The sequence below is a fragment of the Roseomonas gilardii subsp. gilardii genome (genome assembly GCF_023078375.1).
Lineage (GTDB): Bacteria > Pseudomonadota > Alphaproteobacteria > Acetobacterales > Acetobacteraceae > Roseomonas > Roseomonas gilardii.
Map to the genome: position 1 here is coordinate 253433 of NZ_CP095554.1, position 22531 is coordinate 275963.

Sequence of the window (22531 nt, forward strand, 5' to 3'; positions counted from 1 at the left end):
GGAGCGAGACATTGCAGGCTCTATGAGACAAGCGGCACGCCCCGTCCGGGTCTGACACGGCAACCTTTCCCAGGCCCGGGCGCAACCATGAGAACGAATTCGCTGCGCGGCGGCCATGAAACCATCACGGAACCGTCGCATGGGCGGTCGTACGGCCTATCTATAGCTCATCCATCTCACGGAACCATCACCAGGGCGGCGGAATGAAGGGGCAGGACGAGGAGCGGCAGCAATCCTGGCTGCGGCTGGAGATGCAGGACGACATGGACGAAGAGTTCGAGATGGAGCTCGACGACGACCGGCTCCCCGAGGCGCTGCGGCAGATCCGGCGCGAGCGGAAGAAGGGAACGATCGACCGGCCGCTCTATTTCCGGGAGCTGCTGCGGCTGCAGGGCGAGCTGGTGAAGCTCCAGGACTGGGTCACGCGGAACGGGCTGAAGGTCGTCGTGCTGTTCGAGGGGCGCGACAGCGCCGGCAAGGGAGGCGCCATCAAGCGCATCACCCAGCGCGTCAACCCGCGCATCTGCCGCGTCGTCGCCCTGCCCGCGCCATCGGACCGCGAGCGGACGCAGTGGTACTTCCAGCGCTATGTCGCGCATCTGCCCGCGGCGGGCGAGATCGTGCTGTTCGACCGGAGCTGGTACAACCGGGCCGGTGTCGAGCGCGTGATGGGCTTCGCCAGCGAGGCGCAGGTCGAGGACTTCTTCCGCGACGTGCCGGAGTTCGAGCGGATGCTCGTCCGGTCCGGCATCATCCTGGTGAAGTACTGGTTCTCCATCACCGACGAGGAACAGCAGCTCCGCTTCCTCATGCGCATCCACGACCCGATCAAGCAGTGGAAGCTCTCGCCCATGGACCTGCAGTCGCGGGTGCGGTGGGAGCAGTACACCAAGGCGAAGGAGGAGATGTTCGAGCGCACGAGCATCCCCGAGGCGCCCTGGTACATCGTAGAGGGCAACGACAAGAAGCGCGCGCGGCTGAACGTCATCGCGCATCTGCTCTCCCTGATTCCCTATGAGGAAGTGCCGCAGGAGCCGGTGGCGCTGCCCGAGCGCGTCTTCGACCCGAACTACGAGCGCCGGACCCTGCCGCCGGAACTCTACGTGCCGGAACGCTACTGAGGGCACGGGCCGGGGCCTTCCGCCGCCGGCCGGGACGGTTGCGGTTGGCGGCGGCCCGGTCGCTGGCCTATGCTCGTTCCCGGATTGTTCGTGCCGCCACCCTTTCTGCCGGCGTGGCGGGGATGGGCGGGTGGAGGAGCGCGGTGCCGGACATCGTGCCGGAGATGGCGGAGGCGGAAGCGGCCCGGGGGGAAAGCGCCAGGGCCGGAGCCGGGGACAGCCGTGGCGGTGGGCCGGCCGGCCGGGCGGTGGTGCGCAAGATCATCCATATCGACATGGACGCCTTCTATGCCTCGGTGGAGCAGCGGGACGATCCCGCGCTGCGCGGGTTGCCGGTGGCGGTGGGCGGCGCGCGGGAACGGGGCGTGGTGGCGGCGGCGAGCTATGAGGCGCGGCGCTTCGGCGTGCGCTCGGCCATGCCCTCGGTGGTGGCGCGGCGGAAATGCCCGGAACTGGTCTTCGTGAAGCCGCGCTTCGAGGTGTACCGGGCGGTGTCGCAGGAGATCCGGGCGGTCTTCGCGGAATACACGCCGGTGATCGAGCCGCTGTCGCTGGACGAGGCCTATCTGGACGTGACCGAAAGCCTCCAGGAAGGAAAGCTGCGGGGCATCGGCTCGGCGACCGAGATCGCGGAGCGCATCCGGGCGGAGATCCGGGCACGGACCGGGCTCACCGCCTCGGCGGGGGTGTCCTACAACAAGTTCCTGGCCAAGCTCGCTTCCGACCAACGCAAGCCGGACGGGCTCTTCGTCATCACGCCGCGCATGGGGCCGGGCTTCGTCGAGGACCTGCCGGTGGGGCGCTTCCATGGCATCGGGCCGAAGACGGCGGCGCGGATGGAAGGGATGGGCATCCAGACCGGGCGCGACCTGCGGGCGCAGAGCCTCGAATTCCTGCAGGCGCATTTCGGCAAGGCCGGGGCCTATTACCACGCGATCAGCCGGGCCGAGGATGAGCGGCCGGTGCGGGCGGACCGGCCCCGGAAATCGGTGGGGGCGGAGACGACCTTCGCGCGCGACCTGCATGCGGAGGCGGAGTTGGCGGCGGCGCTGCGGGTGCTGGCGGCGAAGGTGTGGGAACACTGCGCACGCCACGGCACGCGCGGACGGACGGTGACGCTGAAGGCGAAGTTCAGCGACTTCCGCCAGGTGACGCGCAGCCAGAGCTTCGCACGGGCGGTGCCGGAACTCGCGGCGCTGGAGGAGAGCTCGCTGGGGCTGCTGCGCGGGCTGTTGCCGCCGGAGCGGGGAATCCGGCTGCTGGGGGTGACGCTTTCGGGGCTGGAGGGGGCGGAGACGGAGGCCGGGGACAGGCCGGTGCAGATGGCGCTGCTGTAGGGCCGGCGACCCATTCCTTTGGGACATCCGCGCCAGCGCCGGGGCCGCCGCGGAGGGGCCGCGCCTTCCGGCCGCCTCTTGCCTACCCCGGTTCGCCACCCGGTTCACCCACTCCGGAGGCGAAGGCACGCGAATGTCACGCGCGGGGCGGTGGGCAGAACGTTATATCCGTTCCAGCATGGCGCGTCGGCCCGCCCCCTTCCGGGCCGGGCGAAAGAGGATGTCCGGATGATCAAGCTGAGCGCCAGGAACCAGATCAAGGGCAAGGTGGTGTCGGTCGAGAAGGGCCAGACCACCGGGCATGTGCGGATCGATATCGGCGGTGGCGTGGTGATCACCGCCTCCATCACCAACGCGGCCATCGACGACCTCGCGCTGGCCGTGGGCGACGAGGCCGTGGCGGTGATCAAGGCCTCTGACGTGATGGTCGGGAAGTAGGCGATGCGCGGCGTGGGCCGGGGGCCGGGCCCCGGGATGGTCCGGATTCTGTTCGGGGCCCTGGCTCTGGCCTTTGCCGTGCCGGCGGGCCTGGCGATGGCCGGGGAGACGGTGACGCGCCCGGCGCAGGCCCGGCCCCAGGGCGCCATGGGCTCGGTGATCCAGGCCCAGGCCGGAACGGCGGCCGCCCCCGCCACCGTTCCGCCGGAGGGCGTGCCAGGGGGCATATCAGGGGGCATACCAGGGGGCGTACTGGTCGGGCCAAGGGGTGGGGCGATGCGGCTGCTGACGCCGGAGGCGCTGGCGCGGCTGCCGCAGCTGCGGGTGGAACTGCCAGGTCATGCTTCCGCCGCGAACGCCCCTCCCCCGGCACCGGTGGTGCTGGAAGGGCCTTCGCTCTGGTCGGTGCTGGCGGAGGCAGGCGCGGTGAACCCGGCGCAGCCGCGCGAGCAGGTGCGGCGGGTGGTCCTGGCCACCGGGCGCGACGGCTATGTGGCCGTGCTGGCGCTGGGCGAGATCGCACCGGATTTCGCGGGGCGGCCGGTGCTGCTGGCGCTGCGGATGGATGGGCGGGCACTGGACCCGGTGGCCCTGCGCCTCGCCGTGCCGGGCGAGGTGCGGGGTGGGCGCAGCGTGCGCGACCTGGCACGGCTAGAGATCCTGGAACCCGGGGATGGGCCACCTGGGGCCCCGCACGGGGGTATCGGCCGGCACTGAGGAGAGCAAGGGGTGGTGGGATGGAGAATTTCGCGATGGCCGCCCGTTGTTCCGGTTGAATTCCCGCTCGCCCCCGCCATGATCGGACACGACGCCAGACCAGGGTGCTGGAGCAGGCCCGGGAAGAGCCCAGGCCGTTTCGCCACCCCCGCCCCGGGATGCCACCGGATGCGCATCACGGGGCCGGAAAGCCGAGGAGAAGGGCCCATGAAGGCCGAGAATGTGCTGCAGACCATCGGCAACACGCCGCATATCCGCCTCGCGCGGCTGTTTCCGCAGGCCGAGGTCTGGGTGAAGTCGGAACGCAGCAATCCGGGCGGGTCGATCAAGGACCGTATCGCGCTGTCCATGGTCGAGGCCGCCGAGGCCGAGGGCAGGCTGAAGCCGGGCGGGGTGATCATCGAGCCGACCTCCGGCAATACCGGCATCGGGCTGGCCATGGTCGCGGCGGTGAAGGGCTACAAGCTGATCCTCGTGATGCCGGAATCCATGTCGGTGGAGCGGCGGCGGCTGATGCAGGCCTATGGCGCGAGCTTCGACCTGACACCGCGCGAGAAGGGCATGAAGGGCGCGATCGCGCGGGCCGAGGAGCTGGTGGCGCAGACGCCCGGCGCCTGGATGCCGCAGCAGTTCGAGAACCCGGCGAATATCGACGTGCATGTGCGCACCACGGCGCGGGAGATCCTGGCGGATTTCCCGGAGGGCCTGGACGTGCTGATCACCGGCGTGGGCACGGGCGGGCATATCACCGGCTGCGCCCAGGTGCTGAAGAAGGAATGGCCGGGGCTGAAGGTGTTCGCGGTGGAGCCTTCGGCCTCGCCGGTCATTTCGGGCGGCTCGCCGGCCCCGCATCCGATCCAGGGCATCGGCGCGGGCTTCGTGCCGAAGAACCTGCACACCGATCTGCTGGATGGGGTGATCCAGGTCTCGGCGGATGAGGCGAAGGACTACGCGCGGCGCTCGGCCAGCGTGGAAGGGCTGCTGGTGGGGATCTCCTCCGGCGCCACACTGGCGGCGATCGCCAGCAAGCTGAAGGAACTGCCGGCAGGGTCGCGCGTGCTGGGCTTCAACTACGACACCGGCGAACGCTACCTGTCGGTGCCGGAGTTCCTGCCGGGCTGAACCGTCCCGCGTTGCGCTGTCCCCGGGGGCAAGGCTCCGCCTTTCCCCCGGCCCCCCTATCCGCCAGGACCCTGCGGGCCCTGGACCCGGTTCGTTGGCGCTTGCTGTCGGCCGGATCACGCCGGAGAGCCCTGCTCTCCGGCGACTGCGGGCACCGCCCGCGCGAACAAGGTGTTTTCTTTTCGGGCACCCCACTGATCCACCTGTTCCCAGGGATCGGGTGTCAGACTGACGGCCACCACCAGCACCCACGAAAGCCCGGGGTCCGGGGACCGGCTTCGGTCCCCGGCGGAGAGGGTGTGGGAGAGGCGGCGCCTCTCCCACGGCGGGCCGCCACGAAGCGGAAGTGGCGAGGTGTGGCTGGATGGGCCATGAGGGAGGCCGGAACGCTGCCAGGAAGGCCGAGATGCTGCTGCATGTCCTCTACCTCGTCGCCATTGTCGCGGAAGCGATGACCGCCGCCCTGGCGGCCGGGCGGCGGCGCATGGACTGGGTGGGGGTCTGCCTGCTGGGCTCGGTGACGGCGCTGGGCGGCGGGTCGTGCCGCGACGTGCTGCTGGGGCGGCATCCGCTGTCCTGGGTGGAGAATCCGGCGCTGCTCGGCGTCACCGCGGTGGCGGCGATGGCGACCATTCCGCTCGCGCGGTTCATGTACCCGCTGCGGCGGCTCTTCCTGCTGCTGGATGCGGTCGGGCTGGTGGTCTTCACCGTGATCGGCTGCAACATCGCGATGGCGATGGGGCTGTCCGTGCCGGTGGCGATCGTGTCCGGCATGATCACCGGCTGTGTCGGCGGCGTGCTGCGCGACGTGCTTTGCAACGACGTGCCGCTGCTGTTCCGCAGCGAGCTCTATGCCAGCGTCTCCGTGCTGACCGGCGGGGCCTATATCGGCGGGATGGCGATGGGGCTGCCGCATGATGCGGTGCTCTTCGCCGCCATGGGCTTCGGCCTCGCGCTGCGGCTGCTGGCGCTGCGCTACAACTGGAACATGCCGCGCTTCATCTACACGCAGGAACTGCACTGAGACGGGCGGTGGAACCCGCCCCGCGGCGATGCGGGGCGGGCCCTGGTCAGAAGCGGACGATGGCGGAGGCCTGGATGCGGTCGGCCTTGCCACCCTTGGCACCGTAGATGTCCTGCGCCTGCAGGGTGCGCTCGACATGGGTGTATTCGATGCCCAGGTCGATCGGCTTCACCGGGCTCCAGATCAGGTTCACCACCGTGGCCCAGATATCGCGGTTGATGCCGTCGCAGACCGCGCTCGAGGTGGCGGTGGTGCCGACGCAGCCCGAGAAGTTGCGGACATAGCTCGGGTAGTTCAGGCGCACCCCATGCAGGCTGACATTGGAGCGGATCGAGTCCGTCCACTTGTACTGGGCGCCGACCAGCCCGCCCATGACCTCGACCATGTCGATCTCGGTGCCGCCGCCCTGGGCGTCGGTGAGGCCGTAATTCGTCACGGCGCTGAAGCCGGCGGAGGAACCGTCGAGGTAGCGGCCGAGGCCCTTGCCATAGTTCACGCTGCCAGCGAGGACCAGGCGCTTGTTCAGCAGGTTGACGGCGCCGGTGGCACCGACACCGAAGCCGACATCACTGTCGCTGTAGCGCTGCGACGGGATGGTGGCGCCGTTGTTGCTGATCCGGACCTCGCGCAGCACGCCGCGCAGGGCGGCGAAGCCCCAGTCGCCCTGGTAGAGGGCCTGCACCGTGAAGTCGGGCACATGGCTCATGCCGAAGCCGGCGCCGCCATTGCTGTCGGGATAGCTGGTGCCGGAGGTGGCGGTGACGTCGCTGTAGCTGTTCTCGACCGCGGCCGAGATGTTGAAGCCGCTGGTGAAGCGGTGGGTGTAGCGGAGCTGGGCCTGGCGGATGCTGCCGACGCCGACCGCCGTCCAGTCGTTCAGCCATTGCAGCGGCAGCAGCGAGCTTTCGGAGAAGAGCGAGTTGGACTGGCCGACCAGCACGGTGCCCCAGCCGCCGGGCTGGAATTGGCCGAACTCGGCGAAAGCCTGACGCAGGCGCGGCGTATAGGCGTTGCTGGTGGCCTGGGTGGTTAGGTCGGTGTTCTGACCCGCGAAGTCCACCTCGATCTGGGTGCGGATCTCGCCGAAGGCCTCGCTGAAGGGCGTGCGCGTCTCGATGCCGATGCGCGAGCGGCGGGCGCTGGCCTGGAAGTCGCCATCCGAGCGGGCGCCGTTGGCACCGTGGGACAGCGGGATGGAGGAGCCGGTCGTGGTGTCGGAGCGATTCCGCGGCCCGAAGTCGCCGGACATGTTCAGCTTGGCGAAGCCGTAGAGGCGGACCGAGGTATCGGTGCCCGGAATCCGGAAGGAGCCGGGGAAGGAGCCGCGCCACTGCGCCAGCGGGTCCTCGCCAGCCTGCGCCTGGACAGGAATGGCGGAGGCCACCTGGGGCGGAGCCTGGTTCGTGGTCTGCGGGAGGCCCTGGGCCTGCTGGGACTGGACGGAGCCGGGCGCGGTGGCGGCGCCGAGCGGAGCCTGGGGCTGGGCCTGAGCCTGCGTCTGGCCACGGGGCTCAGCGCGGCGGGCGGTCTGGCGGGCCTCGGTCTCGCGGCGCGCGGCGCGGCGCTGCTCCTGCTCCAACTGCTCGATACGGCGTTGCAGGAGGTTGAGCTGCGCCTTCAGATCCTCGACCGACTGGGCGCGGGCCGGGGCAGCAGCAAGCAGGGAGGCGGCGCAACCGGCCAGCAGCAGGAAGCGGAAGCCATGGCGGGCCGTTGACGTTCCGATCCCGGTCCGGACCGGCTCGGGTGAAGTTGAAGTCATGCCGCGGTTATAATTAGCATACTCACTATACGCGTGGCGTTTCGATGCGGTGTTCGTTCTTTCATCCATCTGATGATCCCCCTTACCGAGATGGGCATACGCCCCCGCATGCGGGGGCGGAACACGCGTCACTGCACACAAGATCGTGAATGCAACTTCTGGTCACCTGCCGTTCGCGCTTCCCCCAAGAACCGGCAGGACGGCTGAAACTCCGGTGTCGTGATGTCACGGCAACCGGAAACACGAGCGCGACTCCTTCGCAGCGACACGTCTCCGGCGCATCCTGGCAGGATTACGAGAGCTCGCACGTTAACATCGCGAGATCTTGACCTGGCACGAGGGGACAGGAAGGCCGCCACCATGACCGAACCGAAAATCCGTATCCTGGACGTGCCGCCGGCCACCACCACAGGGGAGAGCCCGGTCTGGGACGCGCGGACGGGGCATCTCTGGTGGGTCGATATCCAGAGCCCCGCCATCCACCGCACCGATCCGCGCCGGCAGAAGATCGAGAGCTGGAGCATGCCGTCCGATGTCGGTTCCATGGGGCTGTGCCGCTCGGGGCGGGTGCTCGTCTCGCTGCGCAACGGGGTGCATGTCTTTGACCCGGACAGCGGCAGCCTGGAGTTGCTGGCCGATGTCGAGCCCAACCATCCCCGCAACCGGCTGAATGACGGCAAGACCAGTCCGGAGGGGCGCTTCCTCGTGGGCTCGATGGATGACACGCCGGACAAGGTACCAGGGGCGGCGCTGTATTCGGTCGCCCCCGATGGCAGCCATCAGACGCTGCGGGAGGGGCTGACCATCTCCAACGGCCTGGCCTGGAGCCCGGACGGGCGGACGCTGTGGCATTCCGACAGCCGGCAGGCGCGGATCTGGATCAGCGACTACGACCCCCGGACGGGGCAGGTCGGCCCGGCGCGCGAGGTCGCGCATGTGGCCAACGAGACCGGACGGCCGGACGGGGCGGCGGTGGATGCCGAGGGCGGCTACTGGTCCGCGGGCGTTTCGGCCGGGGTGCTGAACCGGTGGCTGCCGGACGGGACGCTGGACCGGAGCATCCGCCTGCCGGTGAAGTCGCCGACCATGCCCTGCTTCGGTGGCCCGGATCTGCGAACGCTCTACGTCACCAGCCTGCGCAAGGATGGGGACGGACCGGTCGAGGGCAGCCTGCTGGAGATCGAGGGACTCGGCGTGGCGGGAACGCCGGTGGGCCTCTTCGCCGACTGAGGCGGGGGGGGGGGGGCGGCCTTTCCCGATCCCGCATGCCTGGTGTCCGGCCCCGGTGGAGGCGCTGCCTCCACCGGTCCCCGGACCCCGGGCTTTCGTTGGTCCTGGCGGATGGGGGGTCCGGGAGTGAAGGCGGAGCTTCCCCCCGGGGACAGAGCAACGCCGGAGCAGCGTCTCAAGCCCTGCATCCACCGCATGTGACGCATCGCCGTCATGGCGGGGCCCTTTTTCCGCCGCGCTTCTTCCGCCACATGCGGAGGATGTCGCGACGTCGCCTGCTGCTCTCCGCCCCTTTCCTCCTTGCCACACCGCTGCTGCCGGGCCTGGCCCGGCCCGCGCTGGCCCAGGCCGCGGCTTTGTCCGCGCGCGATCAGGCGGATCTCCGCCGGGTCGAGGCCTATTTCAACGCCATGACCACGCTGAAGGCCCGCTTCCTGCAGGTGGCGTGGAACGGGGCGAGCGCGGAGGGCACGGCCTGGATCTGGCGGCCGGGGCGGATGCGGTTCGACTACGACCCACCCGAGCCGTTGCTGCTGGTGGCAAGCCACGGCCAGTTCATGCAGTTCGACCGGGAGCTGGGGCAGCCGACCGTGGTGCCGACCTCGGCCACACCGCTCGCCTTCCTGCTGCGCGCCGATCTGAAGCTGTCGGGGGATGTGACGGTGACGCGGGTGGAGCGCTCCGGCGGCTTCCTGCGCATCACGCTCTATTCCAGCCGCTCCCCGGCCGAGGGGACGCTGACGCTGGTGCTGGCGGAGCAGCCGATGGAACTGCGCCAGTGGGTGGTGGTGGACGCGCAGCGGCATGAGACGCGCGTGACGCTGTCGCAGATCGAGACAGGCGGCCGGTTCGATCCGTCGCTGTTCGAGTTCAACGATCCGCAGTTCATGGAGAAGGAGCAGATGCGGCGGCGATGATGGCAGGCATGACGTTTGCTTGGTTCTCCCTGGCGCGTCCGGTGGCAGGATCGCGGGATGACGCCGCGTGCCGCCGGGGTTGGCGGCCGGACCCTGTCGAGGAGACCCCATGCGCCCGCTGATCGGCATCTCCTGCTGCGTGAAGGCCTTCGGTGTCTTCGCCATGCCCAACCACGCCGCCTCCGCGCATTACCCGGAGGTCGTGCTGGGACCGGTGGGCGGGGCGCCGGTGCTGATCCCGGCCTCGGGCGAAACGGCGGGGCTGGAAATCCTGCCGCATCTGGATGGAATCCTGCTGACCGGCTCGCGCTCCAATGTCTGTCCGGACCTTTATGGCGGGCCGGCGCATTGCGAGGGGACGCCGGAGGACCTGCACCGCGACTCCACCACCCTGCCGCTGATCCGCGAGGCGCTGGCGCGGGGGGTGCCGCTGCTGGCGATCTGCCGGGGCTTCCAGGAGCTGAACGTCGCCATGGGCGGCACGCTGGACCAGCGCATCCAGGACCTGCCGGGGCGGATGGACCATTCGACTCCGGCAGACCAGGCGCTGCCCGGGGTGCGGACGGGCAAGGCGCATGCGGTGCGGGTGGAGCCCGGTTCGGGGCTGGCGCGCATCTGGGAGGGGCTGGCACCGCCGCTCGCCACCATTCCAGTGAACTCCCTGCACAATCAGGGCGTTGCGCGGCTGGCGCCGGGATTGGTGGCGGAGGGCTGGGCACCGGACGGCACGGTGGAGGCGGCGCGGGTGCGCGAGGCGGCCGGTTTTGCCTATGGCGTGCAGTGGCATCCGGAATATGACTGGCGGGAGGATGCGCTGAGCCGGCGGCTCTTCGAGGCCTTCGGCGCGGCAGCCGCGGCCTATCGGCGGCAGCGTGAGTCGCAGGGGCGGTTGCTGGCGGCGGAGTGACGGCCCCCCCGGACCCTTTCAGGCCCCTTTCCGGCCTCCGCAGAGTCATGCGGCGGGGAACGCCGGATGGGATGGATGCGATGCTCGGCGGAACGCGAGCCCTGCGGAGGACGCGTGAGTCAGAAACTCCTTTTGCATTCATGGCCTGAAACGGGCTAGAGTGTGACCGCTGGCACCTACTCGCGCCAGCGGCAGCTGGTTCCCCCTACCGGCTCGCCCGACCATGACTCCGATCGGAAGTTATCAGAGTAACGGCGCCCGGCCTCCCCCTTTGGCCGGGCGCCACTCTCTCCCCCGGTACTGAAGGCATCCTGCGTCTGCGGGCGAATTCCGTATGCCCGGATGCAGGCCGTTGGAGGCTTCTGGCGCGCCTGGGACTAGGCCCGCTTCCCCTGCTTTCGCCGCAAAGGCTCCCCTCGTCCTCGGGGCGCAGATTCATGCGTCCGGGCGATGCCGTCCTCCGGCGATCTGCTCTAAGCTGGTATCTTCCGTTCCTCCGCTCTCGCAGGAGCCTGCCCACTGATGTCCGATTTCGTCATTGCTCCGCCTGCCCAGGCCAGCCTCCCGGTTCGGGGCGGCGGGTCCTTCCCCGTGCGCCGGATCTTCTGCGTCGGGCGGAACTATGCGGAGCATGCAAGGGAGATGGGGTCAGACCCCGATCGTGAGCCGCCCTTCTACTTCACCAAGCCCGCCGATGCGGTGCTGGTGGGGGGCGCCGACCTGCCCTACCCGCCCGCGACCAAGGATCTGCACCACGAGATGGAACTGGTGGTGGCGATCGGCACGGGTGGCAAGGACATCGCCGAGAGCGACGCGCTGACGCATGTCTGGGGCTATTGCGCGGGGCTGGATATGACCCGGCGCGACCTTCAGAACGCCGCCAAGAAGACCGGCCGGCCCTGGGACATGGGCAAGGGCTTCGACCATTCCGCGCCGATGGGCGAGCTGGTGCCGGCGCAGGGGATCGACCCCGGGCGCGGGCGCATCGAGCTGAAGGTGAACGGGCAGACGCGGCAGGTCTCCGATCTCGGCCAGATGATCTGGTCGGTGCCGGAGGTCATCGCCAACCTGTCGCGGCTGGTGGAACTCGCCCCCGGCGACCTGATCATGACGGGCACGCCCGAGGGCGTGGCGGCGGTGGCGAAGGGCGATGTGCTGGAGGGCTCGATCGAGGGCGTCGGCACGGTGCGCACGGTCATCGCCTGAGCAGAGAGCCCTGATTCGGCCTTGAGGATCGTCACCTGGAACATCAACAGCGTGCGCCTGCGGGCGCCGCTGTTGCGGCAGCTCGTCGATGCGCTGGAGCCGGATGTGCTCTGCCTGCAGGAGACGAAGTCGCCGGACGAACATTTCCCGCATGAGGCGGTGGAGGCGCTGGGCTTCGGCCACCGGCTGATCCGCGGCATGAAGGGGTACAACGGCGTCGCGGTGCTGTCGCGCCGCCCCCTGCGGCTGCGGGAGGGCGAGCCGAACTGGTGCTCGCGCGACGATTGCCGGCATCTCGGCGTGGATGTGGAGGCCGAGGGCGGGGCGGTCGAGCTGCACAATTTCTACGTGCCCGCCGGCGGCGACGTGCCGGACCGGGAGGCCAACCCGAAATTCGCGCACAAGCTGGATTTCATCCGGGAGATCACGGACTGGACCGCCGGGCGCGGGGCGGCGAAGCGGGCCGTGCTGGTGGGCGACCTGAACATCGCGCCGCTGGAACACGATGTCTGGTCGCACCGGCAGATGCTGGGCGTGGTGTCGCACACGCCGGTCGAGGTCGAGGCGATGGCCGGCTGGCAACGGGCGGGCGCCTGGCATGACGCGTTGCGGCATTTCGTGCCGCCCGAGGAGAAGCTCTACACGTGGTGGTCCTATCGCGCGCGCGACTGGGAGGCGGCGAATCGCGGGCGGCGGCTGGACCATGTCTGGGTCAGCCAGGATCTGGCGGGGAAGCTGCGCTCGCACACCGTGCTGAAGCCGGCGCGGAACTGGGCGCAGTGCTCGGACCATGTGCCGGTGCTGGTGGAGCTGGATCTCTGAGGGGCTGAGAGGGCACGAAGCGTGGCGTTGCGGCTCCGGCGGGGGAAGTGCCTATAAGGCGGCGTCATGACAAAGCCCCTCCCCTTCCCTCCCTCCGGTGCCCGCCGATGAGGCTCCTGGCCCTCGATGGCGCGCTGGCGCGCTGTTCCGCCCTGGTCTGCGAGGATGGGCGCGTGCTGGCCCGGCGGGTGCAGGACGGGCCGCGCGGCCATGCCTCGGTTCTGCCCGCCCTGGCGCGGGAGGTCCTGGCGGAGGCGGCCGGCGGGGGTTGCGACGCCGTGGCGGTGACGGTGGGGCCGGGCGGCTTCACCGGGCTGCGGGCGGCGATCGCGCTGGCGCGGGGCTTCGCGCTGGGTTGGGGCGTGCCCTGCCTGGGAGTGACGCTGGGCGAGGTCTTCGCCGCCAGCCTGCCGGACAGCGGGCGGGACGGGCGGGCCCTGTGGGTGGCGGTGGACACCAAGCGCGAGCGGATCGCGCTGGAGCGGCCGGATGCCGCGCCGGCGGTCTTCGCCGCCGGGGAATTGCCGCGGCCCGCCGGGCCGGTGCTGCTGGCGGGCGATGCGGCGGAAGCGGCGGCGGAGGCACTGCGGGCGATGGGGGCGGATGCGCTGCTGACAGCGTTGCGGCTGCCGGAGCCGGAAGGCGTGGCGGCTGCCGCCACCCGGCGGCTGCGGGGCGAATTGCCGCCGCGCGAGGCGGAGCCGCTCTATCTGGAACCTCCGGCGGTGCGTGGTTGATGCGGCTGCGCGATGTGGGCGCGGAGGAGGCGGCGCGGCTGGCGGCGCTGCATGGCTCGGCCTTTCCGCCCGATGAGCGCTGGGGCGAGGTGGCCATCCGCAGCATGCTGGAAATGCGTGACGCCTTCGGCATCCTGGCCGGGGACGAGGCGGGCGAGGCCGGCTTCATCCTGGCGCGGGCCGTGGTGGGGGAGGCCGAGATCCTGACCCTGGCGGTGCGGCCGGAACGGCGGCGCGAGGGTGTGGGCGCCGCGCTGCTCGGCGCGGCGGCCGTCGCGGCGGCGGCACGGGGGGCGGAAGCGCTGTTCCTGGAAGTGTCGGAGCGGAACGCGGCGGCGCGGGCGCTCTATGCCGGGGCGGGCTGTGCCGAGGTCGGACGGCGGAAGCGGTACTACGCGGATGGATCGGACGCGCTGGTGCTGCGGCTGGGGCTGACGGCGCCCCCGTTTGCAGACCCGTTTGCAGATGGGGCGGGATCGGCCTAGCCCTGTCGCCATGGCACGCATCTGGATCGCGCTCGGCGCGCTGTCGGGACTTCTGGCCGTGGGGCTTTCGGCCTGGGCGGCCCATGCCCCCTTCGCCGCCGCGCCGGAACGCGCGCGGCTGCTGTCCCAGGCCCTGACCATGCAGGGCTGGCACGCCCTGGCGCTGCTGGCCGTCGGGCTGCTGGCGGAACGGCGGGGCGGGTTCTTCCTCAACCTCGCCGGGCTGGGCTTCGTGGCGGGCTCGGTGATGTTCTGCGGGGCGGTGTGGTCGGTGGCGGTGCTGGGGCGCTCCCTTGGCGCGGTGGCGCCGACCGGGGGCGTGCTGCTGATGCTGGGCTGGGCCTGCCTGATCGTGGCGGCTCTGCGCCGCTGAGGCAGCCAGGTCCCCGGGGAAGGCTCGCCTCCCCCAGGGCGGCGAATCAGGGCGCCGCGCCCATCTCGGTGGCGACGAGGCTGACCCAGTAGCCGACGCCATAGGGGATGGCGTCGTCGTTGAAGTCATAGGTCGGGGTGTGCAGGCCCTCGGAGGTCGCGCCGCCCGCGCCCTGGCCCATGAAGACGAAGGCGCCGGGCCTGGCTTCCAGCATGGCGGCGAAATCCTCGCCGCCGGTGACGGGGGGCGTGTTGCCGTCCACCTTGCCCGCGCCCACCAGGGCGCTGGCGGCGGAGACGGCGATGGCGGTCTGTTCCGCGTGGTTCACCAGGGCGGTGCCGCCGCGGTTGTAATCGACCTCCGCCGTGCAGTGGAAGGAGGCGGCGAGGCCGGTGGCGAGCTCGCGCATCCGGCGTTCCATCGTGTCCCGCACCTCCCTGGTGTAGGAGCGGCAGGTGCCGCCGAGTGTGACCTCGGCGGGCATGACGTTCAGCGCCCCGGGCGAGCCGCCCTGCACGGCGCCGACGCTGATCACCGCGGAATCCACCGCCGCGACGTTGCGGCTGACGATGGTCTGCAGGGCCAGGATGAACTGCGCCTGCAGCACGAGGACATCGGTGGAGAGGTGCGGCGTGGCGCCGCCATGGCCGCCGGTGCCGCGGAAGGTGACGTTCCAGCGATCCCCGGCCGCCAGGGCGGGGCCGACACGGGTCATGAAGGTGCCGAGCGGGTGGCCGGGCTCGTTGTGCAGGCCGTAGACGGCATCGACGGGGAAGCGGTCGAAGAGGCCGTCGGCCAGCATGGCCTTGGCGCCGCCGCGGCCCTCCTCGGCGGGCTGGAAGATGAACTGCACCGTGCCGCCGAAGTCGCGGTTCTCGCTGAGGTACTTCGCCGCGCCCAGCAGCATGGTGGTGTGGCCGTCATGGCCGCAGGCATGCATCAGGCCCTTGTTGGTGGAGGCATAGGGCTTGCCGGTCTGTTCCTCGATGTAGAGCGCGTCCATGTCGGCGCGCAGGCCGATGGCGCGCTGGCCAGGGGATCTGCCCTTCAGCGTGCCGACCACGCCGAAGCGGCCGACGCCTTCCGTGACCTCCAGCCCCCATCCGCGCAGCTTCGCCGCCACCAGGGCGGAGGTGCGGTGCTCGTCCATGCCGATCTCGGGATGGGCATGGATGTCGCGGCGGATGGCGGTCAGCTCGGGCTGGAGCTGGCGGATGCGGTCGAGAAGGGTGTCGTTCATGCGGCGATTCCGTGCGGGAGGGGGCATGGCAGGAGACGGCGGTACGGGACCGCGCGCAAGGGTTGGCGGTCCTCTCCGGTCCAGCCCCGGGGGAGAGGCGCTGCCTCTCCCGCCGCCCCCCTCACCGCTGGGGACCGAAGCCGGTCCCCAGACCCCGGGCTTTCGTTGACGCTGGCGGCTGCCGCCGGTCTGGGGGCCGATCCCTGAGAGCAGGTGGATCGGCGGGGCGCCTAAGAAGACAAAGCCACGGTGTCCGCGCTGACGGCATCCGCAGTCGCCGGAGAGCCATGCTCTCCGGCGTGATCCGGCCGGCAGCAGGAGCCAAGGAACGGGGTCCAGGGCCCGCAGGGTCCTGGCGGATAGGGGTTTGGGGAAAGGCAGAGCCTTTCCCCAAGGGCGGCCGCCCTCAGCCCGGACCGGCGAGCTTGGGCTGGGTGCCGTGGCGCTGGCGCAGGGCGTCGAGGCGGTCGGCGAGGCTGGTGGGGGCGGGCAGGACGCCGGCGGCCTGGTTCATGGCAGCGGCGATGTTGGGGTCGTCCTTTTCCGGCTTCGTCGGGGTGAGGAGCTTGGCCTTGGCACTGGCGGCCTCGGCCTGGGCGAGGTCGCGGGCGGCGGCGTCCTGCATCGCCTTGAGCGCCACGCTGAGGCCGCTGGTGGCGCCGGACAGGCCGGCGGCCTGGCGGGCAGCTTCGGCGCGCTGCTCGGCCATCTCGCGCTGCTGGCTGGCCCGGGTCATGTCGCGCTGGGCGCGGGCCAGCGTGTCGCGGGCGGTGCGGAGCTTCTGGCCGGCCTGGTCATAGGCGCCCTGGAGCATGTCCACGAACTCCTTGGCGTCCACCGCGTCCTGCTTCTCGCGGTCCACCTCGGGGGCCATCTCCTCCAGCATGTTGAGGAGGGTGGCGAGGGACTGCTCGATGCCGGCCTTCTTCGCCGGGTCGGTCTCGGCGGCGGACTGGCGCTGGAGCAGCTCGGCGGCGGCCATGCGCTGGTCGGAGAGCTGCTGGATGGCCTGGGCCTCGCGGGCCTCCTTCTCATAGGCCTGGCGGGCCTCGGCGACCTGGACGCCCAGGCGGTCGAGATGCTGTTCCATGGTGCGGAGCTCGGCCTCCGTGGCCGATTTCGGATCCCAGCGCACGATGGCCTCGATGGCGCTGTTGACGGCCTGGTCGGTCTTCACGCCGACGAGGTTGCGGATGAAGGCAAGCATGGCGGTTCTCCCAGGAGGGTTACGGCAGGTGCCCCGGCCGCCTCAGCCGGCCATGGCGCCGGCATTGAGCAGGGCCACGGCGATCTGGGCGCCGACCAGGGCGATGGCGGCGGCGGTGTTGCCGGTCTCGATCGCGGCGCGCAGGCCGCGGAAGATCCAGGCGACCAGCAGGAAGACCACGAGCTGGATCACCAGGGCGACGAGGCCCCAGACCAGGATGTCGAGAGTGAGGCGGCTGGTGGCCAGGGTGGCGGCGAGGGGGATGGCGAGCGAGACCAGCGTGCCACCGAGGACGACCCCGGCGGCGGTGTTGCCCGCCCGCATCAGCGCGACCTCGTGGAAGGGCGTGATCGCGATATAGGCGGCGGCACCGGCGGCCAGCAGCAGCAGCGTCACGCCGAACTGCACGATCAGCACGGGGATGCCCGCCGCCAGGGTGTTCAGGATCGCGTCCACGGGTGGCTTTCCTCCGGGATGGCTGTCAGCCGGCGAGGCCGAGCGAGGCGGGGTTGATGTCGATGCCGGCGCGGACCTCGACCCAGGCGGCGTTGCCTTCCTCGATGCTCTGCACCAGCACGTATTCGGTCTGCGGCGCGGGGGTGGGGGCGCCGGTCGGGGCGGCGTAGAGCATGGCGAGGCAGCGGCGTTCGCGCGTGCCGGCGGTGGTCTCCAGGCTCTCGCGGAGCTCGCGGGGTGGGACGGGCTGGGTGCCGGGTTGCCAGAGGCGGCTGTAGCGCCGGCCGTCCTTGGTCTGGAACTCGGGCCAGCCGATCATGCCCTCCCGCGGGTCCAGCCACACCTGCCATTCGGCCTCGTCGGCCGGGGTGATCTCGTCCAGCAGGGTGAAGTAGCGGCATTCCTCCGGCGTGCCGCCGGGGCCGGGATGGAGTTGCAGCATGGGCGAGGCGTCGCCCGGCAGATAGAGGCGCAGCAGGGAATCCCCGGGCGCGGTGCCCGTGATGCGGCCGAGGCCCTCGACGCTCAGGCGCTGCGCCGCCTGGGGTGCCGCGGCCTTGAGGCCGCCGCCGGCCAGGAGGAAGGGCGTCGGGTCCAGCGTCACGGTCATGCCGAGGCGGTAGCGTTCGGGCGTGTAGCCCTCGCCGGACATCTTGTGCCGCAGCATGTCGCCCGCGCTGGCGATGCTGCCCATGGTGCCGGTGCGCGGCATGCCGCCCCCTCCCCCGCTGTTGCCGCCCGCGCCGGGCCGCCGGTTCCTCGCCATGGCCAGGGCACCGAGCAGGCCGCCACCGACCACCACCACGCCCAGCACCATGCCGATGCCCGCGCCATGATGCTCCGCCGGCGTGACGGCGTCGCGGTTGGCGGTGGCGACCTCCGGCGGCACGTCGGGGGGCAGGTAGTCCGGGTCGCGCGGCTGGCCCTGCTGCTGTGCCAGGGAGCGGTCGAGCTGGTCGAGCTGGGCGCGGATCTGCGGATCGTTGCGCGCGGCCTGTTCCGCCTGGGCGCGCCAGTCGCGCAGGGCGGGGTCGTCCTGGTGGTTGCGGAAGAAATCCGTGTGGCCGGGGCGGTTCAGCGTGCTGAGCAGGAACCAGAGGAAGGCGGCGTCCCACATGCCGAAGCCGCGCGGGCCGGCGAGAACGGGGCCGCTGGGGTTCCAGCCCCGGTCGCGGTACCAGTCGGGGCCGCCATAGGTGCCGCGCGGGGCGGGAGCGCGGCCGGTGTTCCAGTTGCCGCCCCAGGAGCCGCCCCAGCCACCGCCCTGGTTGCCCCCTTGGCTGTTGCCGCCGGGAGCGGGGGCCGGAAGGCTGCGGCTGGCCTCGCGCTCCCGCATCCGGCGCAGGGCGTCGCCAGCGGCCTCCCGGTTGTAGGAACGGTCCGAGGCCGAGCCACCCATGCTGGGGATGCGGCCGAAGCCGGAATCGGGGCGGGCATAGCCACCGCTGGACGGGGTGCGGGAGGGGGCCGCGTGGCCGCCGAAGGAAGGGGTGCGGGAGGGCGCGGCGGAATAGCCCGGGCGCGAATAGCCGCCGCTGGACCGCGCCGCACCGGGCCGGGCCAGAGCATCCGCCACCGGCAAGGCGAGGAGGAGGCAGGCAAGGGCGGCGGACAGGAGGCCCGGGCGGACCTGTCGGAGACAGGACATGCCGCCATGCATAGGGGATCGGGCGCCCTCCGGCGAGGGGACAACGAAAATGTCACCCGGCCCCGAGGGGCGGGCAGAGGGGCAGGCGAAGGGCCGGGCGCCAGGAGGTGGCACCCCGGCCCTCCGCCGTCAGGAGAGGCTCAGCGGAAGTAGTAGGCCGCCACGGCGGACTGGTAGATCAGGCTGAGCAGGTCGCGGCCGATCTGGAAGTATTTCGGATCGAGCCGGGGCATGGCGATCAGCTCGTCGCCCGGGCTCGGCCCCACCGCCGGGTCCAGGATGATCTCGCCGCTGGCCTTGCGGATCATGATGTTGCGGATGTCGCCGCGGTCGGCGAAGCCGCCGGCCTGGTCGATATACTGCTGCACCGTCATGCCGGCGCGCCAGACCACGGTGGTGGGGGAGAGGACCTCGCCCGCCACCATCACCGTCTGGCTGCGCTCCGGGATCACGATGGTGTCGCCATCCTCCAGCCGCACATCGGCGCAGCGGCCGTTGCGGTCGGAGACGACGAGGCGCCCCTCCGGCTTGATGCGGCGGCCGCGCTGGATGTAGCCGAGCACGAGCTGCGCCTCCGTGTTGCGGATCTCCGCCACGCCGGTGGTGGCGGCGGTGGACATGAAGAGCTGCCGTTCCAGCCGGTCGAGGGATTCGTTCAGCGCGCGCTGCTGCTGTGCGGCGATGCGCGGGCGCAGCAGGTAGACCGAGGCGGTGTCGGCCAGGCGCGGGTCCACCGCCACATAGTCGAGGAGCTGGCAGAGGCCGACATCGCGTTCCGCGATCAGCACGGAGGGACCGATGCGGCTGCCCTCGATGTTCACGCGCACCGTGGGCGGCGGAGCGTCGGTGATGAAGCTCACCACGTCCTGGTCGCTCAGGGAGATGCTGCGAAGCTGCGCCGTGGTGACGTAGCGGGCATAGGGCTGGCCATTGCGGGTGCCGCGCACGACCACGTTGGTGGCCGCCGGCAGGGGCGCGGCGAGGTCGATCAGTTCGGCGCCCGACATGGCGCGGCCCGGCACCTCGAAGAGGTAGTTGTTGCGGACCGAGCCGTTGACGCCCACCAGCGCGCCCTGCTTGGCCACGATGATGGTGTCGTTGTCCTGCATGATGATGTTGGGAAGCTGGCCGCGCAGCAGGAAGGCGTAGAGGTCGATCTTCGCGACGGTGCGGCCGCCGCGCTGGATGGAGATGTCGCGGAAGGAGCCGCGCACCGGATCGACGCCGCCGGCGCGCACCAGGAAGTCCAGCACCGTCTCGGCGCCGGAGCCGGTGTGGCGGCCGGGGGTGCGGACGAAGCCGGTGACGAAGACGCCGATGCGGTTGGCGTTCAGCAGCACGGCATAGACCTGGACCTGCTGCGTGTAGATGCGGCGGACCTCGGATTCCACGACCTTCTGCAGGTCGCCCGACCGGGTGCCGGCGACGCGGATCGGGCCGATCGAGGGCAGGAAGAGGTTGCCGTCGGGATCGACCTGCCCGACCGCCTCGGCCTCCACCGCGCCCCAGACGCGGACGCTGACGCGGTCGCCGGGGGCGATGCGGTAGTTCGGCGTTGGCGCGTCGATGGCGCTGGGGGAGTTGCGGGTGAAGAGGGAGGCACCGAAGACCGCGCGGGTGGGACCGGGGAAGCGGTCGGGCTCCGCCAGCGGGCCGGTGGCGTTGGCGCCGCCCTCCGCCTCGGTGGCCGAGCCCTCGCGGTTGATCTGCGTCTCGTTGCCGAGGAGACGGTCGATCTGCGACGGGGCCAGCGAGTTGTCCGCCCCGCCGCCATTGGCGCTCTGGCCGGACAGGCGGCCAGGCACGGCCTGCCCCACCGTCTGCTGCGACTGCTGCAACATCTGCGGCAGGGTCTGTGCCCCGGCGGCAGTCAGCGACAGCGGCACCAGCAGGGCCGCGGCCAGGATCAGCGCACGCATCTCATGCATCCCCCAAATAACAGTAACGCCACCCTCGTCCCCCTCCCCGGGGATCAGGAGGCGTGTTCCCGAACGCCGGCGACGACGAGCCAGCCCATCGCGTAGAGCACGCAGAGGATCGCGAAGAGGCTGCCCAGGATGAATCCGGCCTTCGGATACTCGGCCTCCTGGGCCATGTTCGGCTCCACCACGCGGGCCAGGAAGAGGGCCTGGCGCTGCGCGTCCACCCGCGCCGTTTCCAGCGAGGCGGTGGCGGAGGCGAGCTGCTTGTCGGCGAATTCCCGCTCCAGCAGCAGGCGCTCATAGCCCGCGAGCTGCTGCGGCAGCGCCTGCTGGCCATCGGCCGTGATGCGGGCACGCTCGATGGCGATCTGGCGCTCCAGCGCGTCGATCCTGTTCTGCACGTTGCGCAGCTCCGGATTGCCGGGGCGCAGATAGGCGGTCTTCTCGATCAGCTCCGCGCGCGCCTGGGTCAGCGCGGCTTCGAGCTTGGCCACGATCTCCAGGCTGGCCTTGGCCTCGCTGGCGGGATCGACAAGGCGCTCGCGGACACGGAAGCCGGTCACCGCCTCGCGCGCCGCGATCACGCGCTGCTCGGCGCGGGCGACCTCGGCACGGGCGACGTTCAGCGTGTTCTCGCGCGCCCGGTCGCCGAGCTTGTTCACGAGCTCCTCGGACAGGGTGAGCAGCGCCTCGGCGACCGCCTGGGCATCCTCGGACCGGAAGGCGCGCACGCTCAGCGTGACCGTGCCGGAGGAGCTGTCATGCGACACGCTCACCATGCGCTTGTAGTATTTGAGCAGCCGCTCCGCCGGCGGGTCGCTGTCCCAGAGCCGTGCCACGAAATCCGCCTCGGGGCGGCGCCAGATCTCCACCAGGTTCAGCTTCTGCTGCACGCCATCCAGCGCGTCGCGGGACTTGATGAAGTCCACGATCGCCAGCGCGTCCTCGTTGGAGGAGGTGAATCCGGCCGAGGTCAGCAGCGAGCCGAGCGCGCTGGAGGCGGTGGGGCCGCCGGAGCGGGTGCGGACCAGGAAGCGCGCCTCGCTCTGGTACTGCGGCGTGGCGACCAGCAGGAAATAGGTGGAGGCGATGAGCATCGGCAGGCCGATGACCAGCAGCACCATGCGGTAGCGGTGCAGCAGGGCCTGCAGCCGCCCCCGGCGGCGCGGCAGCGGCGGCAGGACGTTGCTGCCCTCGAGGCCGCCTGTCGCGTCAAAGGGACTGATAGGCGGCGATAGCTTCATCGACATCCTCGTAGAAATCCAGGCGGCCCTGGCGCAGCACGCCGGCCGTCCGGCAGAAGAGGCGGACCTGTTCCGGGCTGTGGGAGACCATCAGCAGGGCAGAGCGGGACAGGCGCTCCTCCATGGCCTGGTGGGTGCGGTCCACGAAGCGGGCATCGCCGGCGCCCACCGCCTCGTCCACCAGGTAGCAGTCGAAGTCCACCGCGAAGGAGAGGCCGAGCAGGAGGCGGCTCATCATGCCGGCGGAATAGGTACGGACGGGTTCGTGGAAATAGGGACCGAGCTCGGCGAAGTCCTGCACGTAGTCGAGGACCTGCCGCACCGGGATGCCATAGATGCGGGCGATGAAGCGGGCGTTGTCGGCCCCGGTCAGGCTGCTCTGCACGCCGATGCCGGAGGCGAGCGGCCAGCTCACCGACATGTCCTTCCAGACCCGGCCGACGGTCGGCATCTCCACGCCCGCGAAGATCCGCAGCAGGGTGGATTTGCCGGCGCCGTTGCGGCCCAGGATGCCCACCGCGTCGCCCGGGTGGACGGCCATGTTCACGCCCTGGAGCACCTGCTTCACCCCGGAGCGGGTGTGGTAGGCCTTCCAGACATTCTCCAGCACCAGCAT

Annotated in this window: 22 protein-coding genes; 14 read left to right on the plus strand and 8 right to left on the minus strand. The window is 70.9% G+C overall.

The window, feature by feature from the left end; translation table 11 throughout:
- Positions 1-203 precede the first annotated feature (203 nt).
- From ppk2 to MVG78_RS01205, 6 genes are all read left to right on the plus strand, one after another.
- Entirely contained in the window at positions 204-1121 is a 918-nt protein-coding gene (gene ppk2, locus MVG78_RS01180) for a polyphosphate kinase 2 (RefSeq protein WP_247557517.1), read from the plus strand.
- 275 nt (positions 1122-1396) lie between these two features.
- Positions 1397-2458 carry a DNA polymerase IV gene (gene dinB / locus MVG78_RS01185; RefSeq protein WP_247560241.1) on the plus strand — a complete coding sequence of 354 codons (1062 nt, stop codon included), beginning with the start codon at positions 1397-1399 and terminating at the stop codon, positions 2456-2458.
- Positions 2459-2689: 231 nt separating this feature from the next.
- A complete protein-coding gene (locus MVG78_RS01190; protein WP_247560243.1) occupies positions 2690-2896 on the plus strand; it encodes a TOBE domain-containing protein in 207 nt (68 codons plus the stop codon).
- Positions 2897-2932: 36 nt separating this feature from the next.
- On the plus strand, positions 2933-3613 hold the full coding sequence (locus MVG78_RS01195) for a molybdopterin-binding protein (RefSeq protein ID WP_247557519.1): 681 nt from the start codon (positions 2933-2935) through the stop codon (positions 3611-3613).
- Between the two features lie 207 nt (positions 3614-3820).
- Positions 3821-4735, plus strand: a complete 915-nt coding sequence (gene cysK / locus MVG78_RS01200; protein WP_247557522.1) for a cysteine synthase A — start codon at positions 3821-3823, stop codon at positions 4733-4735.
- Positions 4736-5141: 406 nt separating this feature from the next.
- The gene (locus MVG78_RS01205; RefSeq protein ID WP_247557525.1) at positions 5142-5759 is read left to right on the plus strand and encodes a trimeric intracellular cation channel family protein; all 618 of its coding nucleotides are present in this window, start codon (positions 5142-5144) and stop codon (positions 5757-5759) included.
- Positions 5760-5805: 46 nt separating this feature from the next.
- On the opposite strand, the gene MVG78_RS01210 is transcribed toward MVG78_RS01205, so the two are convergent.
- Positions 5806-7521, minus strand: a complete 1716-nt coding sequence (locus MVG78_RS01210; RefSeq protein ID WP_247557527.1) for a DcaP family trimeric outer membrane transporter — start codon at positions 7519-7521, stop codon at positions 5806-5808.
- A 360-nt stretch (positions 7522-7881) separates the two neighbouring features.
- Between MVG78_RS01210 and MVG78_RS01215 the strand changes: the two genes are divergently transcribed.
- From MVG78_RS01215 to MVG78_RS01250, 8 genes are all read left to right on the plus strand, one after another.
- Positions 7882-8751 (plus strand): SMP-30/gluconolactonase/LRE family protein, encoded by an 870-nt coding sequence (locus tag MVG78_RS01215; RefSeq protein ID WP_247557529.1) that lies wholly within the window; start codon positions 7882-7884, stop codon positions 8749-8751.
- A gap of 260 nt (positions 8752-9011) precedes the next feature.
- Positions 9012-9668, plus strand: coding sequence for a LolA family protein (locus MVG78_RS01220; RefSeq protein WP_247557531.1), 657 nt, complete (start codon positions 9012-9014; stop codon positions 9666-9668).
- Between the two features lie 109 nt (positions 9669-9777).
- Positions 9778-10575 carry a gamma-glutamyl-gamma-aminobutyrate hydrolase family protein gene (locus tag MVG78_RS01225; protein ID WP_247557533.1) on the plus strand — a complete coding sequence of 266 codons (798 nt, stop codon included), beginning with the start codon at positions 9778-9780 and terminating at the stop codon, positions 10573-10575.
- Between the two features lie 522 nt (positions 10576-11097).
- Positions 11098-11781, plus strand: coding sequence for a fumarylacetoacetate hydrolase family protein (locus MVG78_RS01230; protein WP_247557535.1), 684 nt, complete (start codon positions 11098-11100; stop codon positions 11779-11781).
- A gap of 21 nt (positions 11782-11802) precedes the next feature.
- Positions 11803-12603 carry an exodeoxyribonuclease III gene (locus MVG78_RS01235; RefSeq protein ID WP_247557537.1) on the plus strand — a complete coding sequence of 267 codons (801 nt, stop codon included), beginning with the start codon at positions 11803-11805 and terminating at the stop codon, positions 12601-12603.
- Positions 12604-12710: 107 nt separating this feature from the next.
- The gene (gene tsaB, locus MVG78_RS01240; protein ID WP_247557539.1) at positions 12711-13340 is read left to right on the plus strand and encodes a tRNA (adenosine(37)-N6)-threonylcarbamoyltransferase complex dimerization subunit type 1 TsaB; all 630 of its coding nucleotides are present in this window, start codon (positions 12711-12713) and stop codon (positions 13338-13340) included.
- Positions 13340-13825 carry a GNAT family N-acetyltransferase gene (locus tag MVG78_RS01245; RefSeq protein ID WP_247557541.1) on the plus strand — a complete coding sequence of 162 codons (486 nt, stop codon included), beginning with the start codon at positions 13340-13342 and terminating at the stop codon, positions 13823-13825. Before tsaB ends, MVG78_RS01245 begins: the two co-directional genes overlap by 1 nt.
- 10 nt (positions 13826-13835) lie before the next feature.
- Positions 13836-14198, plus strand: a complete 363-nt coding sequence (locus tag MVG78_RS01250; protein ID WP_247557543.1) for a DUF423 domain-containing protein — start codon at positions 13836-13838, stop codon at positions 14196-14198.
- A gap of 46 nt (positions 14199-14244) precedes the next feature.
- On the opposite strand, the gene MVG78_RS01255 is transcribed toward MVG78_RS01250, so the two are convergent.
- The 7 genes from MVG78_RS01255 to MVG78_RS01285 form a co-directional block, all read right to left on the minus strand.
- Entirely contained in the window at positions 14245-15438 is a 1194-nt protein-coding gene (locus tag MVG78_RS01255; RefSeq protein WP_247557545.1) for a M20 aminoacylase family protein, read from the minus strand.
- A gap of 406 nt (positions 15439-15844) precedes the next feature.
- The gene (locus MVG78_RS01260; protein WP_247557547.1) at positions 15845-16645 is read right to left on the minus strand and encodes a hypothetical protein; all 801 of its coding nucleotides are present in this window, start codon (positions 16643-16645) and stop codon (positions 15845-15847) included.
- A 42-nt stretch (positions 16646-16687) separates the two neighbouring features.
- Positions 16688-17101 (minus strand): DUF350 domain-containing protein, encoded by a 414-nt coding sequence (locus MVG78_RS01265; RefSeq protein WP_247557549.1) that lies wholly within the window; start codon positions 17099-17101, stop codon positions 16688-16690.
- Between the two features lie 25 nt (positions 17102-17126).
- Positions 17127-18749 (minus strand): DUF2491 family protein, encoded by a 1623-nt coding sequence (locus tag MVG78_RS01270; RefSeq protein WP_247557550.1) that lies wholly within the window; start codon positions 18747-18749, stop codon positions 17127-17129.
- A gap of 140 nt (positions 18750-18889) precedes the next feature.
- Positions 18890-20668 carry a polysaccharide biosynthesis/export family protein gene (locus MVG78_RS01275; protein WP_247557552.1) on the minus strand — a complete coding sequence of 593 codons (1779 nt, stop codon included), beginning with the start codon at positions 20666-20668 and terminating at the stop codon, positions 18890-18892.
- 53 nt (positions 20669-20721) lie between these two features.
- Positions 20722-21921 (minus strand): KpsE/RkpR family capsule polysaccharide export protein, encoded by a 1200-nt coding sequence (locus MVG78_RS01280; protein ID WP_247557554.1) that lies wholly within the window; start codon positions 21919-21921, stop codon positions 20722-20724.
- Complete coding sequence (locus MVG78_RS01285; RefSeq protein ID WP_247557556.1) at positions 21884-22531, minus strand: ABC transporter ATP-binding protein; 648 nt, start codon at positions 22529-22531, stop codon at positions 21884-21886. Before MVG78_RS01285 ends, MVG78_RS01280 begins: the two co-directional genes overlap by 38 nt.